Consider the following 16,203-nt stretch of genomic DNA (forward strand, 5'->3'; position numbering starts at 1 on the left):
ACGACGCGGAGTTGACCGCGAACCGTCCGGAGATGGTGCACCGCAGGTCGCTTGGCAGACGCTCGCGATGGCGGCGTCGGACGAACCTCAGCGTCGGAGACGGAGCCCGCCCCATCACGCCGGACGGATCGGGCTTGGCCTCGGCCTTGAGCCGGGCGAGCACGCTTCAGATGAGCCGGTTGATCCGCCTCTCGATTCGCTCGGAATAGGCCCTTGCCACGGGCAGAGCGTCGGTGAGTTCGCCGTAGCGGCTGCACACCTCCGAGAGGAATCCGACGAGCGCTCGGACCGACTGCATCTCCGGATCGTTCGGGGGCGTGTAGCGAAGGGAGCCGCCGCGGTAATCCATCGGGTCGTAGATGGCGCTTCGGTCCTCGTTCTTTCTCTCGAGGAACCCGTCGGACCTCAGCAGCGTCTCAGGATGGTCTCTGAGAAGCTCGAACGGTCCGCGGTAATGGGCCGAGAAGCCCCGATCCTGACAGGCCTGCCCGGCGGTGAGAATCTTCGCCCACCCTCTCACGAATTTGGTGACGTACTGCGCCGCGTTGCGCTCGGAGAAATGTGCGATCCAGAGCCGCCGCTCGACGACCACCCTGCCGCGGCTGCCCTCCGGCAGAAGCACGTCGTGCTGTCCCTCCAGCACGAGGCCCTTCTCCTTCGCCAACCGCCAGCTCGCGATAATCTTGCCGTCGCTGGCGATCTCCGTGCGATGGGTGATGCGGCGCGGGACGAGGTTTTCTCCTGCATCATCCCGGGTCGTGCAATTGTAGTGAGCCCAGGGAATCCGGACAGCGACGACGTTCCCGCCGGCGTTTTCCAGCTCTTGGAGGTAGTGCCGAAGGCCGCCCGGCAGCTGGCGCTCGTCATAGAACTCATCGCTGTCGAGACAGGCCACCCAATCCGCGTCGTGCCGGTCAACTGCCTCGTTGTAGAGCCAGTTGTTCATGTCCCGCTCGGAGAAGCAGATCGACGGCGACTGGTAGACCGTGAGCGGAAGCCCCTCTTCGGCGAGTTTTCGGATGATCTCGATGGTTCCGTCCCGGCTGCCATTGTCGAGAATGATGTGATGATCGACGAAGGCCGCCGCGTGCCGAATGAACGCCTCGATGACATCGACCTCATCGAGCACTCGGCTCACCGCGACCACACGCATGCAATGGCTCTCCAGACGCCTCCAGCCGGATGAACGAAGCGGCCTGCTCGGAGCCGTCGCGCGGCGGATCGCCGGTCACGGGTCCCGCAGCACTTTCCGGATGAAGTCGTCTCCGCTTACGGCTAAACCCGCGCACAATCCAATAAGGGGCTCTGGCGCCGCTTCATGCTCGTCCAGCTCGCGATCCGCGACATCGTTCTGATCGACAAGCTCGAATTGACCTTCTCCGGGGGGCTCACCGTTCTCACGGGCGAGACCGGTGCGGGCAAGTCGATCCTGCTCGACGCGTTCGCCCTGGCGCTCGGCGGGCGCGGCGACGGCGGCCTCGTGCGGCAGGGCGAGGCGCAGGGCGGCGTCACCGCCGTGTTCGACGTGGCCCTCGACCACCCCGCCCGCGCCGTCGCGGCGGCGGCCGAGATCGATACCGACGGCGACCTGATCCTGCGCCGCACGCAATTCGCCGACGGGCGCACCCGCGCCTTCGTCAACGACCAGCCGGTCGGCGTGCAGACCATGCGGGCGATCGGTACGGCCCTCGTCGAGATCCACGGTCAGCACGACGACCGGGCGCTGGCCGACCCCACCACCCACCGCAGCATCCTCGACGCGTTCGGCGGGCTTCAGGGCCCGCTCGCGCTGGTGGCATCGGCCGCCAAACGCGTGCGCGCCGCCCGCTCGACGCTCGCGGAGCAGCGCGAACGCGTCGAGGCCGCGCAGAAGGAAGCCGATTTTCTCCGCCACGCGGTGGAGGAACTGGGCCTCCTCGATCCGCAGGCGGGCGAGGAGGCCCAGCTCGCCGAGCGCCGCACGCTGATGCAGCAGGGCGAGAAGGTCGCCCGCGAGTTGAACGAAGCGCTCGACCTCGTCGGCGGCTCCGGCTCGCTCGTGCCGCACCTCTCCTCCGCCGTGCGCCGTCTGGAGCGGCGCAGCGCCACGGTGCCGACCCTGGTCGATCCGAGCATCGCCGCCCTCGATGCCGCTCTCGTCGCGCTGGACGAGGCGCGCGCCGCCCTCGATGCCGCGGTGCTCGCCGCCGAGTTCGATCCGCGCGAGTTGGAGCGTGTCGAGGAACGATTGTTCGCCCTGCGCGCGGCCTCGCGAAAATATTCGGTCCCGGCCGACGACCTTTCCGACCTGCGCAGCCGCTACGATGCGGATGTGGCCGCCCTCGATGCCGGCGAACAGGCGCTTGCCGGGCTCGAGGCCGAACTCGCGGCGGCGGAAACGGCCTATGCCCAGGCCGCCAAACGGCTCGGCGACGGGCGCCGCAAGGCGGCCAAGGCGCTCGATGCGGCGGTGCAGGCCGAGTTGCCGCCGCTGAAACTGGAGGGCGCCCGCTTCATCACGCAGATCACCGTGGACGAAGCCTCGCGCGACGCCGCCGGCACCGAGCGAGTCGAGTTCTGGGCGCAGACCAATCCCGGCACCCGCGCCGGCCCGATGATGAAGGTCGCCTCCGGCGGCGAGCTCTCCCGCTTCATGCTGGCGCTCAAGGTCGTGCTCGCCGGCAAGGGGTCGGCGCCGACCCTGATCTTCGACGAGATCGACACCGGCCTCGGCGGCGCGGTGGCCGACGCCATCGGCGCGCGGCTCGGCCGTCTCTCGGAGCAGGTTCAGGTCGTGGCCGTGACCCACGCGCCGCAGGTCGCCGCCCGCGCGGTGACGCATTTCCGCATCGCCAAGGACAGCGTGAAGGGGAAGGCGGCCAAGGGCGCGGAGAAGAGCGCCGAGCGGGTGACGACCCGGGTGGTCGGGCTCGCGGCGGATGCGCGCCGGGAAGAGATCGCCCGCATGCTGGCTGGCGCCACCGTCACCGACGAGGCGCGCGCGGCGGCGGCACGGCTGCTGTTGGGGGCCGAAGGCTGAGCCTCCGGCGCATCGTCTCATTCCAAAAGCCGGCGACCGCCTTTTGGGACGATGCGCTAATCGCCCTCGTCGAGTTCGATCCCATATTCCGCCAGCACCCAGAAGATCGCTTCCAGATCGTCGGCGGTGACGTCGCGCGGCGGCAACGCCTCTTCTAGGTCGTCGTAGGTCAGCGAGCGGCGGCGCTCCGCATCCGCCTTGGCGAGCAGGCGATCGACCGTCATGCGGATGTCGGCCGGCAGGGCATCGTGGCTCGGCAGCACGATCCCGCCGGCCGGGCGCAGGGCGTCGCTGAGCAGGCGATCGATGATCGCCTGCCGTCGCGCGTGAGCTCCGTCCGAACTGTCCATGCCACGGAATATGGACCGTCGTCGGCGCGCGTCGAGTCTCCCAATGCCGCCGTCTTGAATGACTCCGTGCATGGCTCCGCGCGTCACTCCTTGCCGACCGACATCAGCAGGCGCTCGGTGCCGGCATCCTCCAGGCGGTTGACCATGCGGCGGCCCTCGTGGACGTCGCGGAGCGTCTTGGTGGCGGTGATGCAGGACTGGACCAGCATCACCGTGCCCATGGCGAGATAGCCCTTCATCCAGAAGTCGAGGGGCATGAACAGGATGCCGAAGCCGACGAGGGCGGCGGAGGCGACGAATGAGGCTTGGGCGGCAGCGCCGCGGGCGAGGGTTCGCAACAGCGTCAACATGGCATCACTTCGAGGGCGTGACCGCGTCGTCACGCCCTCATGGATGAGCCTGTTTGCACAGCGTGCAAGTGATGATTTGCACATCGTACAATGTGGATGATCGTCCAGGACCGAGCCGTCCGAGCCGAACTCAAGCATCGTCCTGGATGCCTGATTCGGGACGATGCTCTAGCCCCGGCTCAATCCCTCACGGTCAATGTCGCCGCCTTGGCGATCCGCACGGGAATCGCCTTGGCTGCCGGCACCTTGGCCTGGGCATCGTGGTGCCAGAGCGGGATCAGCACGTTCAGTTCCGGGTAATACCCGGCGCAATTGCCGGCGGGGATGTCGTATTTGGCGATCCTCAGGCCCTTCACCTCGCGGGCAAACTCGTCGGCGGCCTCGGTCACGACATCGACGGTCTCGCCATCGGCGAGTTGCAGCCGCTCGATATCGTTCTCGTTCATGAACAGCACTTGGCGGGTGCCTTTCACCCCGCGGAAGCGGTCGTGATAGCCGTAGATCGTGGTGTTGAACTGGTCGTTCGAGCGCAGCGTGATGAGGTCGAGCACGTCGCGCCGGTCGCTCTTCATGTCCGGGTCCATGTCGAGCCCGTCCGGCGGCACGACGAAGTTCGCCTTGCCGGTGGGTGTCTCCCATTTGCGCTCACGCGCGGCGATCGGCTTGTGCTGGCCGCCGGGCTCGAACAGGCGCGCGTTGAAGTCCTTGAACTTCTCGGGATACGTCGCCTCGATGGCGTCGCGCACCCGCGCGTAATCGCCGACCCAGGCGTTCCAATCGACCTTGGGGTTGGCCGGCAGCGTCGCCTTGGCCAGTTGCGCCACGATCCAGGGCTCCGAGCGCACGTGGTCGCTCACGGGCCGGGCGACGCCGCGCGAGCCGTGGAAGCAGGAGGTCGAGTCCTCCATCGACACGGCCTGCGGCCCGCTCGCCTGCTCGTCCACCTCGATCCGGCCGAGGCACGGCAGGATATAGGCGACCTCGCCGTGCACGAGGTGCGAGCGGTTGAGCTTGGTCGAGACCTGAACGGTAAGACGCAGCGAGCGCCACGCCTCCTCCATCCGCTTCGTGTCGGGGATCGCACGGATGAAGTTGCCGCCGAGCCCGACAAAGGCCTTCACCTTGCCGGAGAGAACGCCTTCGCAGGTCTCGATCGTGTTCATCCCCTTCTCGCGGGGCGGCTCGAAACCGTACATCTCCTTGAGTTTATCGAGCGGTACCAGCGACGGCTCGTCGGCGATGCCGACGGTGCGCTGGCCCTGCACGTTCGAGTGTCCGCGCACGGGGCAGATGCCGGCGCCGGGCCGCCCGATATTGCCGCGCAGGAGCAGCAGGTTGACGAACATCTGCACCGTCTCGGTGCCGCGGCGGTGCTGGGTCAGACCCATGCCGTAGATGCCGATCACGGCCCGCGCACGGGCGTAGACGGCGGCGGCCGCCTCCATCCCCTCGCGCCTCAGGCCGGACTTGGTCTCCAGCGCCGGCCATTCGAGCCGGTCGCAAAACTTTTCGAAGTTCTCGAAGCCGTGGGTGTGCTCATCTAGGAAATCGATATCGAGGATGCGCGGGCGCCCTTCCGCCTGCGCCTCTCGATCCATGGCGAAGAGCGCCTTGCAGATGCCGCCGAGCGCCGCGATGTCGCCACCGGCCTTCACCTGGTGGTACTGGGTCGAGATCTGCGTCGAGGAATGGGTCAGCATCTCGACGGGCGATTGCGGGTTGGTGAACCGCTCCAGCCCGCGCTCCCGAAGCGGGTTGAAGGTGATGATCGGCACGCCCCGGCGGCGGGCGTCCTGCAACGGGTGAAGCATCCGCGGCGCGTTCGAGCCGACATTCTGCCCGAAGAACAGGATCAGGTCGGTGGTCTCGAAATCCTCCAGCACCGTCGTGCCGACGGGGACGCCGATCGATTGCGGCAGCGCCTTCGAGGTCGATTCGTGGCACATGTTGGAGGAGTCGGGCAGGTTGTTGTTGCCGTACATGCGCGCGAACAGGGCGTACATGTAGCTCGTCTCCAGCGAAGCGCGGCCCGACGAGTAGAACACCGCCGAGTTCGGGTCCGTCTCGCGCAGAGCCTTCAGCTCTTGACCGATCTCCGCGAAAGCCTCTTCCCACGAGACGGGAAGGTAGCGGTCGCGCCGCGGATCATAGCGCAGCGGGTGTGTGAGGCGGCCCTTCTCCTCGAGGTCGTAATCCGGCCAAGTCAGCAATTCGGTGACCGAATGGCGCTCGAAGAAGTCGGGGCCGATCCGCTTGCGGGTCTGCTCCCAGGCGGTCGCCTTGGCGCCGTTCTCGCAATATTCGAACGTGGCCGGCTTGGCCGGCTTCGACCATGCGCAGGACACGCACATGAAGCCGCCCGGCTTGTTCTGCTTCATCAGCATCGCCGCGCCGGAAGCCGGGATCTCCTCGCGGGTCAGGATCTCAACGAGCGACCGGGCCGACCCCCATCCGCCGGCCGGGTCGGTATAGGCTTCGATCTTCTCGTCGGGCATGGCCGGGCTCGCTTCGCGTGAACCTCCGGCCAACATCCGCGCCAAACGTAGAGTTCCGCCCGTGCGACGATGCCTACGGCGCTTTGGAAAGCGCCACGCGGCCTATTGGTCGGCGAACGGTTCCGCCCCCTGGGCATCGGGGTTCATTCCCTCCACCGGCGCGCGGCTGCGGCGGGGGCGCGCCGGAGCGTTCGCCGCCGTCGGCGTCGCGGTGTTGGCGCCGAGGCGCGTCGCGAGCGCGATCGCCCGCGCTTCGGTGAAGCGCAGGTGGCAATAGCCGTGCGCGCCCTCGCGGGCATAGGTCCGGCAGGCCTGCTCGCGATCCGAGGAGAACGCTGCCTGCTCCTGCACGATCGGGCGGATGTCGCCGCCCCGCGCCCGCTGGGTCATGATCTTGTAATTGTCCCGCACCGCCTTGTCGGCGACGCCGCGGGCGGTGTCGAACTCGCCCGCCTGCGGGAGCAGACTCGCCGCGCCGGGCCCCCACAGGCCCGACGGCTTGGTCTCGCAATCCGCCGCCGTGAAGGTGCAGGCCGAGCCCGAGCCGAGCGGCGTGGCAAGCACGCTGCCGTCGAGGATCTCGAAGCGCAGCGGGCATTCGGCGCTCGCCGTCGAGAAGCGGGAGACGCCCTGCGCGCGGCCCTCGGCGCTCAGCGGCATCGGCTTGCCGCCGTCGAGCTTGACCGTGCAGTTCTCGGTTGGCTGCGAGATCTTGGTGCCCGGCAGCGTCATCTGGGCGGTATAGGCCGACCCGCTCCGCTCGATCTTCAGCGATCCGTTCAGCCCGTTCAGCAGCAGGTCCTGACCCGCGACGTTGTCCTCGGCCGGTACCCGCAGCACAACGGGCTGGCGGGGCTGGGCCGGCACGCTCGGGCGCGTCTCGGCGCCTTCGCCCGGTGCCGGAGCGCCCGGCTCCACCGGTTGCGGCGGCTGGACGGGCACGTTGCGCGGCGGCTGCGGCGGACGGGCCGCCCGCCCGATGCCGAACAGCTCCTCGAAGAAGTTCTGCGCCCGCGCCGGGGTGGCCGGGACCACGGCCAAGCCGGCGAGTACGAGCAACGCCCCCGTCGCGACGCGGAGCGGGCGAGGCTTCTTCGCGAAAACCCTTTCGGACACGGGCAGCAACATCAGGCGGTCGGCCTCCCGGTTTGCCGCCACGTCACGGACGGTATGCATAAGCCATATGCCGGTGTCCTAGCACGTCACCCGTGGCGCGGACGTGGCAGCATGGCAACAAACAAGCCTTCCTCTCGGTGTCGCGCCTCGGAAAGCAGCCCCGGCGCGGCGAAGGATGACGCTCGCCGCTCAACCGTCGGACGCGCGTTCTTGCGGCGGCGTAGCCGTCTTCTTATATGCGGCGGGACACGGGACGAAGCCTTGGGAGCGCATCCCGCAAGGGCCACGCGCTTCGGACCATCCCGTTCTCAAACCAGACGTTTTCAACCGCCATGGGTCGAGCTGCTTCGGGGCTCGGCGGTCTGCTTGAAAAATCCAACAGAGGGATCCCACCATGGGTAAAGTGATCGGTATCGACCTCGGCACCACCAATTCCTGCGTGGCCGTCATGGAAGGCACGCAGCCGCGGGTCATCGAGAATGCGGAAGGCGCCCGCACCACCCCGTCCATCGTCGCCTTCACCGACGACGGCGAGCGCCTCGTCGGCCAGCCCGCCAAGCGGCAGGCCGTGACCAATCCGGAACGCACGTTCTTCGCGATCAAGCGTCTGATCGGCCGGACCTACGACGATCCGCTGACGCAGAAGGACAAGGGCCTCGTGCCCTACAAGATCGCCCGCGGCGACAACGGCGATGCCTGGGTCGAGGCCGACGGCAAGAAGTACTCGCCCTCGCAGATCTCCGCCTTCACCCTTCAGAAGATGAAGGAGACGGCCGAGTCGCATCTCGGCCAGCCGGTGACGCAGGCCGTCATCACGGTGCCCGCCTACTTCAACGACGCCCAGCGTCAGGCCACCAAGGATGCCGGCAAGATCGCCGGCCTCGAAGTGCTGCGCATCATCAACGAGCCGACGGCGGCGGCGCTCGCCTACGGCCTCGACAAGAAGAAGGCCGGCACGATCGCGGTCTACGACCTCGGCGGCGGCACCTTCGACGTGTCGATCCTCGAGATCGGCGACGGCGTGTTCGAGGTGAAGTCGACGAACGGCGACACCTTCCTCGGCGGCGAGGACTTCGACAACCGCGTGGTCGAGTACCTGACCGCCGAGTTCAAGAAGGAGCAGGGCATCGACCTGACCAAGGACAAGCTCGCCCTCCAGCGCCTCAAGGAGGCCGCCGAGAAGGCCAAGATCGAGCTGTCCTCGGCGACCCAGACCGAGATCAACCTGCCCTACATCACCGCCGACGCCTCAGGCCCGAAGCACCTCGCGCTCAAGCTCAGCCGCGCGAAGTTCGAATCGCTCGTCGACGATCTCGTGCAGCGCACGATCGAGCCGTGCCGCAAGGCGCTCAAGGATGCCGGCGTCTCGGCCTCCGAGATCGACGAGGTCGTGCTCGTCGGCGGCCAGACCCGCATGCCCAAGGTGCAGGAGGTCGTGAAAGCGTTCTTCGGCAAGGAGCCCCACAAGGGCGTCAACCCGGACGAGGTCGTCGCCATCGGCGCTGCGGTCCAGGCCGGCGTGCTCCAGGGCGACGTGAAGGACGTGCTGCTGCTCGACGTGACCCCGCTCTCGCTCGGCATCGAGACGCTGGGCGGCGTGTTCACGCGGCTCATCGACCGCAACACCACGATCCCGACCAAGAAGTCCCAGGTCTTCTCCACGGCCGAGGACAACCAGAACGCGGTCACCATCCGGGTCTTCCAGGGTGAGCGCGAAATGGCAGCGGACAACAAGCTGCTCGGCCAGTTCGATCTCGTCGGCATCCCGCCGGCGCCCCGCGGCATGCCGCAGATCGAGGTGACCTTCGACATCGACGCCAACGGCATCGTCAACGTGACGGCCAAGGACAAGGCGACGAACAAGGAGCACCAGATCCGCATCCAGGCCTCCGGCGGCCTGTCGGACGCCGACATCGAGAAGATGGTCAAGGATGCCGAGGCCAATGCCGAGGCGGACAAGAAGCGGCGTGAGCTGGTCGAGGTGAAGAACCAGGGCGAGAGCCTGATCCACGCCACCGAGAAGTCGGTCGCGGAGTACGGCGACAAGGTCTCGGCCGCCGACAAGGGTGCCATCGAGTCCGCCATCACCGCGCTGCGCTCCGCGCTCGAGGGTGAAGACGCCGAGGGCATCAAGGCCAAGACAAACGACCTGATGCAGGCCTCGATGAAGCTCGGCGAGGCGATGTACGCCGCCTCGCAGACCGAGGGTGCGCCCGGCGCCGAGGGGGCCGCGGCCTCGGGCGAGAAGAAGGACGACGTCATCGACGCCGACTTCCAGGAAGTGGACGAGAACGAGCGCAAGAAGCGCGCGTAAGGCTATCGTGATTCGTTTGCGAACGAGGAACATCGGCACGGCTGGGCTTGCTCCAGCCGTGCCCCTCTTCGTTTCTCGTACCGTTGGTGCTGCGTTCGTGATTCTGCTATGCGCATCAGCAGCGACGCACGGCGAATCAAGGCTGGATCCTCAATTGCGAGAAGAGTTGAGGATCCGGAGTGAGATGCGCAATCTCCACCAAAACATGATACTGGCTGAGCACAATCTCTCTGAAGCGATAAAACAGCGGGACAATTCAAGGCTTCTTCTTGTCAGCCTATTTCTTGGCTTCATGACATCCAAACCTGCCGCATTCCATCATTCGTGCACGGAAGCGGAAAAGGGGCTCAATGAAGCCGTCGCTGGGGCAGCCTATGCACTCAACCCGAATTCTATGAGTGTCAAAATCGATGACGAGAAATCAATAAACCTCCTTCCGGAGCAAGACGCCCTCCTTAAATGGTACGAGGATGGGCGCTCGAAATACGCGGGCAATCTTTCGGATTGCGAAGAGCAAGTAGGCATCAAGAAGACTGAGCGCTCGATGCCTGAACGACTTCCCTGGGCGAACTGATATGTCGAAACGGGACTACTACGAGGTCTTGGGCGTCGCGAAGACGGCCTCGGAGAGCGAGCTGAAGGTTGCCTTCCGCAAGCTGGCCATGGTGCATCACCCGGACCGCAATCCCGGCGACAAGGAAGCCGAGATCAAGTTCAAGGAAGTCAACGAGGCCTATCAGTGCCTCTCCGACGGCCAGAAGCGTGCGGCCTACGATCGGTTCGGTCACGCGGCCTTCAGCCAAGGCGGCGCGGGCGGTCCCGGATTCGGCAACGAGTTCGGCGACTTCATGTCGGACATCTTCGAGAACTTCTTCGGGGACGGACGCGCCGCACCGGGCGGCGGGGCAGGCCGCGGGCGCGGCGGCGCACCGGGCCGTGAGCGCGGCTCGGACCTGCGCTACAACCTCGAAATCAGCCTCGAAGAGGCCTTCGCGGGCAAGACCGAAACCATCCGCATCCCGACCTCGATCGCCTGCGAGACCTGCTCGGGAACGGGCGCCAAGGCGGGCTCGAAGCCGCGCACCTGCTCGACCTGCGGCGGCTACGGCCGGGTGCGGGCGGCGCAAGGCTTCTTTGCCATCGAGCGGACCTGCCCGAACTGCCACGGCCGCGGCGAGGTGGTGGACGATCCCTGCACGGCCTGCTCCGGCGCGGGCCGGGTGAACCGCGAGCGCACGCTGTCGATCAACGTGCCGGCGGGCGTCGATGACGGCCTGCGCATCCGTCTTGCGGGCGAGGGCGAGAGCGGCATGCGCGGCGGGCCGGCGGGCGATCTCTACGTCTTCCTCTCGATCAAGCCGCACCCGTTCTTCCAGCGCGATGGGGCCGACCTGTTCTGCCGCGTGCCGATCTCGATGGTGACGGCCGCACTGTCGGGCGAAATCACCGTGCCGGTGATCGACGGCTCGCAGACGCAAGTGCGGATCCCGGCCGGCACGCAGACGGGCAAGCAGTTCCGCATCAAGAGCAAGGGCATGCCGGTGCTGCGATCCCGCGAGGTCGGCGACCTCTACATCCAGGTCTCGGTGGAGACGCCGCAGAACCTCACCAAGCGCCAGCGCGAGCTATTGCAGGAGTTCGACCAGAGCGCCTCGGACGAGAACCACCCGGAGAGCGCCGGGTTTTTCTCGAAAGTGCGTGACTTCTTCGTGAGCGGCTCGACACGGGCGTGATCGCCCACGGCGCACGGGATCAAACCCCCTGTTCCACCAGTTATGACCGCGGCTTGCCGCTGCGGTCACACGCCCAGCCCCTTACGGCGAAGCTTGACTGCTTACGGGTTTTCGTCGTCTAGCCTGTTCGATCCATGATGAGCCGAGGACCTTCGGACGTGCCGCCGCTTCGCCGTTCCAGTGCCCGCGCCGTCTCCGCCGCACGCACCGTCCGTGAACGCAAGGATCCCTTGGAGGACGAGGCGCGCTTTCTGCGCTCCTGGTTCGAGCGCCCGCTCGTCACCGGCGCGGTGACACCCTCGGGACGGATGCTGGCGCGCACCATGGCCGCCTATGCCGACCCGAACGTCAGTGGCCCCGTGATCGAGCTTGGGCCGGGCACCGGCCCCGTGACCGAAGCCCTGATCCGCCGCGGCTTCGATCAGGACCGGCTCGTCCTCGTCGAATTCAATCCCGATTTCTGCACCCTGCTGCGCCGACGTTTCCCCGGCGTAACCGTGATCTGCGGCGACGCCTACCGGATCCGCGAGACTTTGCGCGACCGTCTCGGCAGCCTCTGCGCCGCCACGATCTCCAGCCTGCCGCTGTTCACCAAGCCGCTGGAGCAGCGCTTCGAACTGCTGCAAGGCGCCCACGACCTGATGCATCCGGGCGCGCCCTTCGTGCAGTTCACCTACGCCGTCGTGCCGCCGATCCCGGCGAAGTGTGAGGCGGGCAGCTACACGGCGAGCCGCTCCAACCGCGTCTGGCTCAACCTGCCCCCGGCCCGCGTCTGGGTTTATCGGCGCCCGGAGCCGAAGGCCGGCACGGTCTGATCCTGGACACCTCGCGAGGCCGAGCCGCGAAGAGCAGGCTCGACCGCACCAGAATATCTTTGAAAAGCCGCTGACCTTCTCCGGATGTTTTCGGGCGTTTCCCCGGTTCAATCCGGACGATCCGGCCTGGCTTTCCAAGTGTGTCCGCCGGGCTCGAACGGACTTGTTTCCGATTGTTCGGATCGTGCTCAGTGCGCGTTCATCCGTCGGCTCCTAGCTTCGTCGTCAAGGCTGTTGGGACAGCCCGATGAACGGAGGTCACACGATGTCGGATACATCCTTGGGGCGTCGAACCCGCTTTGCTTTCGCCGCACTCGCCCTGATGGCTGGCGGCCTGTTCGGCGCGAGCACCGCCAACGCTGCTCCGCTCGCGCCGGCTCCGGAAGCGACTCTCGCCTCGGAGGCGACGGTCGAGACGGTGCAATGGCAGCACCACCATTTCGGCCACCGTCACCATCCCCGCCATTGGGGCCACCGCCACCACCATCACGGCCATTGGGGGCACCACCGCCGCCACTGGGGCCACCGCCATCACCATCACGGCCACTGGGGCCATCATCGCCGGCACTGGGGCCATCGCCACCACTGGTAGGGCATGAGGAGGCGGGCTCAAACCCGCTCGCTCAGCCCAAGCGCTCCATCACGGCCTCACACGGCTCCGGCTCCGTTGCACCGATCCGATAGGCTGCCCGAAGCGATGCCGCTGCCCGCTCGGCGGCGGCCTCGTCCGAAGCGTGGACGATGCCGATCGGATCGTTCGGTGCCAACCGATCTCCCGGCCGCGCGAGGCCGGTGAAACCGACGCGGGCGTCGATGGCATCCTGCGGCCGGGTGCGCCCGCCCCCGAGGCCGATCACCGCGAGGCCGATGGCGCGGGTCTCCACCGACGCCACCACGCCCGCTTCCAGCGCCGGCACGGGCCGCACGACCGGCGCCCGGGGCAGGTGTCGGTCTGCCGCCTCGACGAAGTCGCCGGGGCCGCCCAGCGCCGCCACCATCCGCGCGAAGGCCTCGCAGGCCCGACCCGATTCGAGCGCCGCCGTCAGCCGCCCCTCCGCCTCCGCGACATCCGCGGCGAGGCCCCCGATCAGCAGCATCTCGGCGGCCAGTGCCAGGGTCACGGCGTGGAAGCGCGGTTCGCGGGCGCGACCGGTGAGGTAATCGACGGCATAGGCCACCTCGACCGCGTTGCCGGCGCAGGAGGCCAGCGGGGCATCCATGTCGGTGATGAGCGCGCGTGTGCGAAGTCCCGCCGCGTTGGCGACCGTCACGATGCTCTCGGCGAGCGCCTGCGCATCGGCGCGGCTTGCCATGAAGGCGCCGGAGCCGGTCTTCACATCCATGACGAGCCCTTGAAGCCCCGCCGCGAACTTCTTCGACAGGATCGATGCGGTGATGAGATCGAGCGATTCCACCGTCCCGGTGACGTCGCGGATCGCGTAGAGGCGCCGGTCGGCCGGCGCGAGGTCGGCGGTCTGGCCGATGATGGCGCAGCCGGCCTCGGCCGTAACCGTGCGGAAGCGGTCGAGGCCCGGCATCACGTCGTAGCCCGGAATGCTCGCGAGCTTGTCCAGCGTGCCGCCGGTATGCCCGAGGCCGCGCCCGGAGATCATCGGCACGTAGCCGGCGCAGGCGGCGACCATCGCGGCGAGCGGAAGGCTCACGGTGTCGCCGACGCCGCCCGTGGAGTGCTTGTCGAGGACGGGGCCAGGTAGATCCCACGCGAGCACCGTGCCCGAATGCGTCATGGCGCGGGTCAGCGCCACGCGCTCGTCGAGCGAAAGGCCGCGAAAGAACACAGCCATGGCAAAGGCGGCGGCCTGCCCCTCGGTGACCTGATCCCGCGTCAGCCCCTCGATGAAGCCGGCGATGTCGGCCTCCGACAGGGCGCGTCCGTCGCGCTTGTCGCGAATGATCTCCTGGGGGAGCCTCATCGGGCGGTCTCCCCGGCGCGGACGAGCTCGGCGCGGAGCGCGCTGGCGCCGATGCGGAAGGTGTTCGGGCTCACCCAATCCGGCCCCATCATCCGGTCGGCGAGCGCGAGATACGCGGCGGCATCCTCGACCCGGCGAAGGCCGCCCGAGACCTTGAGCCCCGCAGGCCGGTCGCCGCCGCGCGCGCGGATCGCGTCCAGCATGATCTCGGCTGCCGGCAGCGTCGCCGAGACCGCCGTCTTGCCGGTGGAGGTCTTGATGAAATCGGCACCGGCTTCGAGCGACAGGCGGCTCGCCTGCGCGATCAGGTCCGGGTCTTCGAGTTCGCCGGTCTCCAGGATCACCTTGAGAAGTCGGCCTGCACAGGCCGCGCGCACGGCCCCCACCATCGCAAGAGCGCTCTGCGCGTCGCCGCGCATCAAGGCGCGATAGGGCAGGACGAGGTCGATCTCGTCGGCGCCGTCCGCGAGCGTGGCCCGGGTCTCCGCAACCGTGCGCTCCACCGCCTCGCCGCCTTCCGGGAAATTGACGACAGCGGCGACCCGGACGCCGCTTCCGCGAAGCCTACGGACCGATTCGGCAACGAAACGGGGCCAGACGCAGACGGCGGCGACCCCGCTCGCGCGGGCCTTGCCGCACAGCTCTTCGACGGCAGCGGCAGTGCAGGCGTCGCTGAGATCGGTGAGATCGAGCAGCGGGAGGGCGCGCCGTGCCGCGCGGGCCGCATCCTGCGGGGGGAGGGGGGCTGAAGCGGTCATCCGGGTTCCCTACACTTCGGGCAGCCGGCCGACGAAGCCGGCGGCGAGCCGGGCCAGATCGGCCCCGGCGCGGGCGGCGACCGCCTTGGTCTCGGCATGGTGCGGGTCGCCGCCCGCGATCCCCGCCGCGAGGTTCGTCACCACGGAGATCGCCGCCACGGGCATACCGAGGAAACGGGCGAGGATCGTCTCCGGCACGGTGGACATGCCGACGAGGTCGGCGCCGAGAATCCCGGCCATGCGCACCTCGGCCGGCGTCTCGAAACTCGGGCCCGAGAACCATGCGTAAACGCCGGCATGCAGCGGCAGTCCGATTGCCTCGGCTGCCGCACCGAGGTGAGCGCGCAGGCCGGGATCGTAGGCCGCCGTCATCGGCACGAAGCGGGCGTCGCTCGGCTCCCCGATCAGGGGATTGAGGCCGGACAGGTTGATGTGGTCGGCCAGCATCACGAGGCGCCCGGGGCCGGTCTCCGGGCGCAGCGAACCGGCGGCGTTGGTGAGCAGAAGCCGCGCCGCGCCGAGCGCCCGCGCGGCGGCCAGCGGCACCCGCATGGCGGCAGCGTCACCGGTCTCGTAGGCGTGGGTCCGCCCCTCGAACACGAGCACAGGCCGCCCCGACAGGCGACCGCGATGCAGCCGCCCGCCATGGCCGCTGACGCCGGGGGCGGGAAAGCCGGGAATCGCCTCGTAATCGAGGCTGACGCGATCCTCGACCGCCTCGACCAAGGCGCCGAGCCCGGTCCCCGTGACGATCGCTAGGGCATAGGGGCCGGAGAAGTTTTCCGCGCGCAGATGGGCGATGGCCGCGTCTTCAGGCGCCATGGACGAAATGCTCCGGGCCGAAGGAGGCGGGCAACAATTGCTCCAGCGTGTAGCGCGCCCGCACGCCGTCGGGACCGGCCGAGAGGATCGGCGTGTCGGGACGCGCGAATTCGCGGATGCGCTGGCGGCAGGCGCCGCAGGGCGTCACCGGGGCGGGACTGTCGGCCAGGACGAGGATCGCCCGGATATGCCGGCCGCCGGCCGCAATCATCGCGGCGACGGCGCCGGCCTCGGCGCAGGTGCCGACGGGGTAGGCGGCGTTCTCGACGTTGCAGCCGGCATGGACGCGGCCGGCTTCGTCCACCAAGGCGGCGCCGACGGCGAAGCCCGAATAGGGCGCATGGGCCCGTCCGCGCACGGCGGCGGCGGCCGCGAACAGGGCATCGAAATCGGGCTCGGTCACGGATGAGGCCTGAGCGGTTCGCGGTGCATCCTGCGGTTTGGCCCGAGGAAAGGGGCCGTGTCGAGGGGGCAACGGTCGACAGAGACGCGCACGG

General features: G+C 68.2%; 15 protein-coding genes. 6 read left to right on the forward strand and 9 right to left on the reverse strand.

Translation table 11 applies throughout. The annotated features are described in order from the left end of the window. Positions 1-166 precede the first annotated feature (166 nt). Positions 167-1,153, reverse strand: coding sequence for a glycosyltransferase family 2 protein (locus E4V01_RS13235; RefSeq protein WP_135298653.1), 987 nt, complete (start codon positions 1,151-1,153; stop codon positions 167-169). Positions 1,154-1,318: 165 nt separating this feature from the next. On the opposite strand from E4V01_RS13235, the gene recN reads away from it, so the two are divergent. Continuing rightward, positions 1,319-3,019, forward strand: a complete 1,701-nt coding sequence (gene recN, locus E4V01_RS13240) for a DNA repair protein RecN (protein ID WP_135298654.1) — start codon at positions 1,319-1,321, stop codon at positions 3,017-3,019. Positions 3,020-3,075: 56 nt separating this feature from the next. Here recN and E4V01_RS13245 read toward each other — a convergent pair whose 3' ends face one another. From E4V01_RS13245 to E4V01_RS13260, 4 genes are all read right to left on the reverse strand, one after another. After that, positions 3,076-3,369 (reverse strand): RNA polymerase sigma factor region1.1 domain-containing protein, encoded by a 294-nt coding sequence (locus tag E4V01_RS13245; RefSeq protein ID WP_012254285.1) that lies wholly within the window; start codon positions 3,367-3,369, stop codon positions 3,076-3,078. Between the two features lie 83 nt (positions 3,370-3,452). Then, a complete protein-coding gene (locus E4V01_RS13250) occupies positions 3,453-3,719 on the reverse strand; it encodes a YiaA/YiaB family inner membrane protein (protein ID WP_135298655.1) in 267 nt (88 codons plus the stop codon). 179 nt (positions 3,720-3,898) lie between these two features. Further along, entirely contained in the window at positions 3,899-6,214 is a 2,316-nt protein-coding gene (locus tag E4V01_RS13255; RefSeq protein WP_135298656.1) for an FdhF/YdeP family oxidoreductase, read from the reverse strand. 102 nt (positions 6,215-6,316) lie between these two features. Then, on the reverse strand, positions 6,317-7,390 hold the full coding sequence (locus E4V01_RS13260; RefSeq protein WP_135298657.1) for a hypothetical protein: 1,074 nt from the start codon (positions 7,388-7,390) through the stop codon (positions 6,317-6,319). A 334-nt stretch (positions 7,391-7,724) separates the two neighbouring features. Here E4V01_RS13260 and dnaK point away from each other — a divergent pair, with 334 nt between their 5' ends. The 5 genes from dnaK to E4V01_RS13285 all read left to right on the forward strand — a co-directional run bounded on the left by dnaK (position 7,725) and on the right by E4V01_RS13285 (position 12,784). Next, positions 7,725-9,644 carry a molecular chaperone DnaK gene (gene dnaK / locus E4V01_RS13265; RefSeq protein ID WP_060770361.1) on the forward strand — a complete coding sequence of 640 codons (1,920 nt, stop codon included), beginning with the start codon at positions 7,725-7,727 and terminating at the stop codon, positions 9,642-9,644. Positions 9,645-9,828: 184 nt separating this feature from the next. Beyond that, positions 9,829-10,218 (forward strand): hypothetical protein, encoded by a 390-nt coding sequence (locus E4V01_RS13270; RefSeq protein ID WP_135298658.1) that lies wholly within the window; start codon positions 9,829-9,831, stop codon positions 10,216-10,218. Position 10,219: 1 nt separating this feature from the next. Beyond that, a complete protein-coding gene (gene dnaJ / locus E4V01_RS13275; protein ID WP_060770362.1) occupies positions 10,220-11,377 on the forward strand; it encodes a molecular chaperone DnaJ in 1,158 nt (385 codons plus the stop codon). Positions 11,378-11,535: 158 nt separating this feature from the next. Continuing rightward, entirely contained in the window at positions 11,536-12,192 is a 657-nt protein-coding gene (locus E4V01_RS13280) for a class I SAM-dependent methyltransferase (protein ID WP_003603953.1), read from the forward strand. 265 nt (positions 12,193-12,457) lie between these two features. Continuing rightward, positions 12,458-12,784 (forward strand): hypothetical protein, encoded by a 327-nt coding sequence (locus E4V01_RS13285; RefSeq protein ID WP_060770363.1) that lies wholly within the window; start codon positions 12,458-12,460, stop codon positions 12,782-12,784. Between the two features lie 31 nt (positions 12,785-12,815). On the opposite strand, the gene deoA is transcribed toward E4V01_RS13285, so the two are convergent. From deoA to cdd, 4 genes are read right to left on the reverse strand one after another with little or no spacing between them, the layout of a single operon-like run. Next, a complete protein-coding gene (gene deoA / locus E4V01_RS13290; RefSeq protein ID WP_135298659.1) occupies positions 12,816-14,126 on the reverse strand; it encodes a thymidine phosphorylase in 1,311 nt (436 codons plus the stop codon). Beyond that, positions 14,123-14,884 carry a deoxyribose-phosphate aldolase gene (gene deoC / locus E4V01_RS13295; protein ID WP_135298660.1) on the reverse strand — a complete coding sequence of 254 codons (762 nt, stop codon included), beginning with the start codon at positions 14,882-14,884 and terminating at the stop codon, positions 14,123-14,125. The genes deoA and deoC overlap by 4 nt, the downstream gene beginning before the upstream one ends. A gap of 9 nt (positions 14,885-14,893) precedes the next feature. Continuing rightward, on the reverse strand, positions 14,894-15,706 hold the full coding sequence (locus E4V01_RS13300) for a purine-nucleoside phosphorylase (RefSeq protein WP_135298661.1): 813 nt from the start codon (positions 15,704-15,706) through the stop codon (positions 14,894-14,896). Then, positions 15,696-16,109 (reverse strand): cytidine deaminase, encoded by a 414-nt coding sequence (gene cdd, locus E4V01_RS13305; RefSeq protein ID WP_135298662.1) that lies wholly within the window; start codon positions 16,107-16,109, stop codon positions 15,696-15,698. Before cdd ends, E4V01_RS13300 begins: the two co-directional genes overlap by 11 nt. Positions 16,110-16,203: the final 94 nt, after the last annotated feature.

Source organism: Methylorubrum sp. Q1, assembly GCF_004683995.1.
In the GTDB taxonomy this organism is placed as follows: domain Bacteria; phylum Pseudomonadota; class Alphaproteobacteria; order Rhizobiales; family Beijerinckiaceae; genus Methylobacterium.

What these genes read in the sequence shown, in the direction of transcription:
- E4V01_RS13235 (WP_135298653.1), bottom strand. Translation starts at nt 1,153, where the DNA reads ATGCGTGTGGTCGCGGTGAGCCGAGTGCTCGATGAGGTCGATGTCATC.
- recN (WP_135298654.1), top strand. Translation starts at nt 1,319, where the DNA reads ATGCTCGTCCAGCTCGCGATCCGCGACATCGTTCTGATCGACAAGCTC.
- E4V01_RS13245 (WP_012254285.1), bottom strand. Translation starts at nt 3,369, where the DNA reads ATGGACAGTTCGGACGGAGCTCACGCGCGACGGCAGGCGATCATCGAT.
- E4V01_RS13250 (WP_135298655.1), bottom strand. Translation starts at nt 3,719, where the DNA reads ATGTTGACGCTGTTGCGAACCCTCGCCCGCGGCGCTGCCGCCCAAGCC.
- E4V01_RS13255 (WP_135298656.1), bottom strand. Translation starts at nt 6,214, where the DNA reads ATGCCCGACGAGAAGATCGAAGCCTATACCGACCCGGCCGGCGGATGG.
- E4V01_RS13260 (WP_135298657.1), bottom strand. Translation starts at nt 7,390, where the DNA reads ATGCATACCGTCCGTGACGTGGCGGCAAACCGGGAGGCCGACCGCCTG.
- dnaK (WP_060770361.1), top strand. Translation starts at nt 7,725, where the DNA reads ATGGGTAAAGTGATCGGTATCGACCTCGGCACCACCAATTCCTGCGTG.
- E4V01_RS13270 (WP_135298658.1), top strand. Translation starts at nt 9,829, where the DNA reads ATGCGCAATCTCCACCAAAACATGATACTGGCTGAGCACAATCTCTCT.
- dnaJ (WP_060770362.1), top strand. Translation starts at nt 10,220, where the DNA reads ATGTCGAAACGGGACTACTACGAGGTCTTGGGCGTCGCGAAGACGGCC.
- E4V01_RS13285 (WP_060770363.1), top strand. Translation starts at nt 12,458, where the DNA reads ATGTCGGATACATCCTTGGGGCGTCGAACCCGCTTTGCTTTCGCCGCA.
- deoA (WP_135298659.1), bottom strand. Translation starts at nt 14,126, where the DNA reads ATGAGGCTCCCCCAGGAGATCATTCGCGACAAGCGCGACGGACGCGCC.
- deoC (WP_135298660.1), bottom strand. Translation starts at nt 14,884, where the DNA reads ATGACCGCTTCAGCCCCCCTCCCCCCGCAGGATGCGGCCCGCGCGGCA.
- E4V01_RS13300 (WP_135298661.1), bottom strand. Translation starts at nt 15,706, where the DNA reads ATGGCGCCTGAAGACGCGGCCATCGCCCATCTGCGCGCGGAAAACTTC.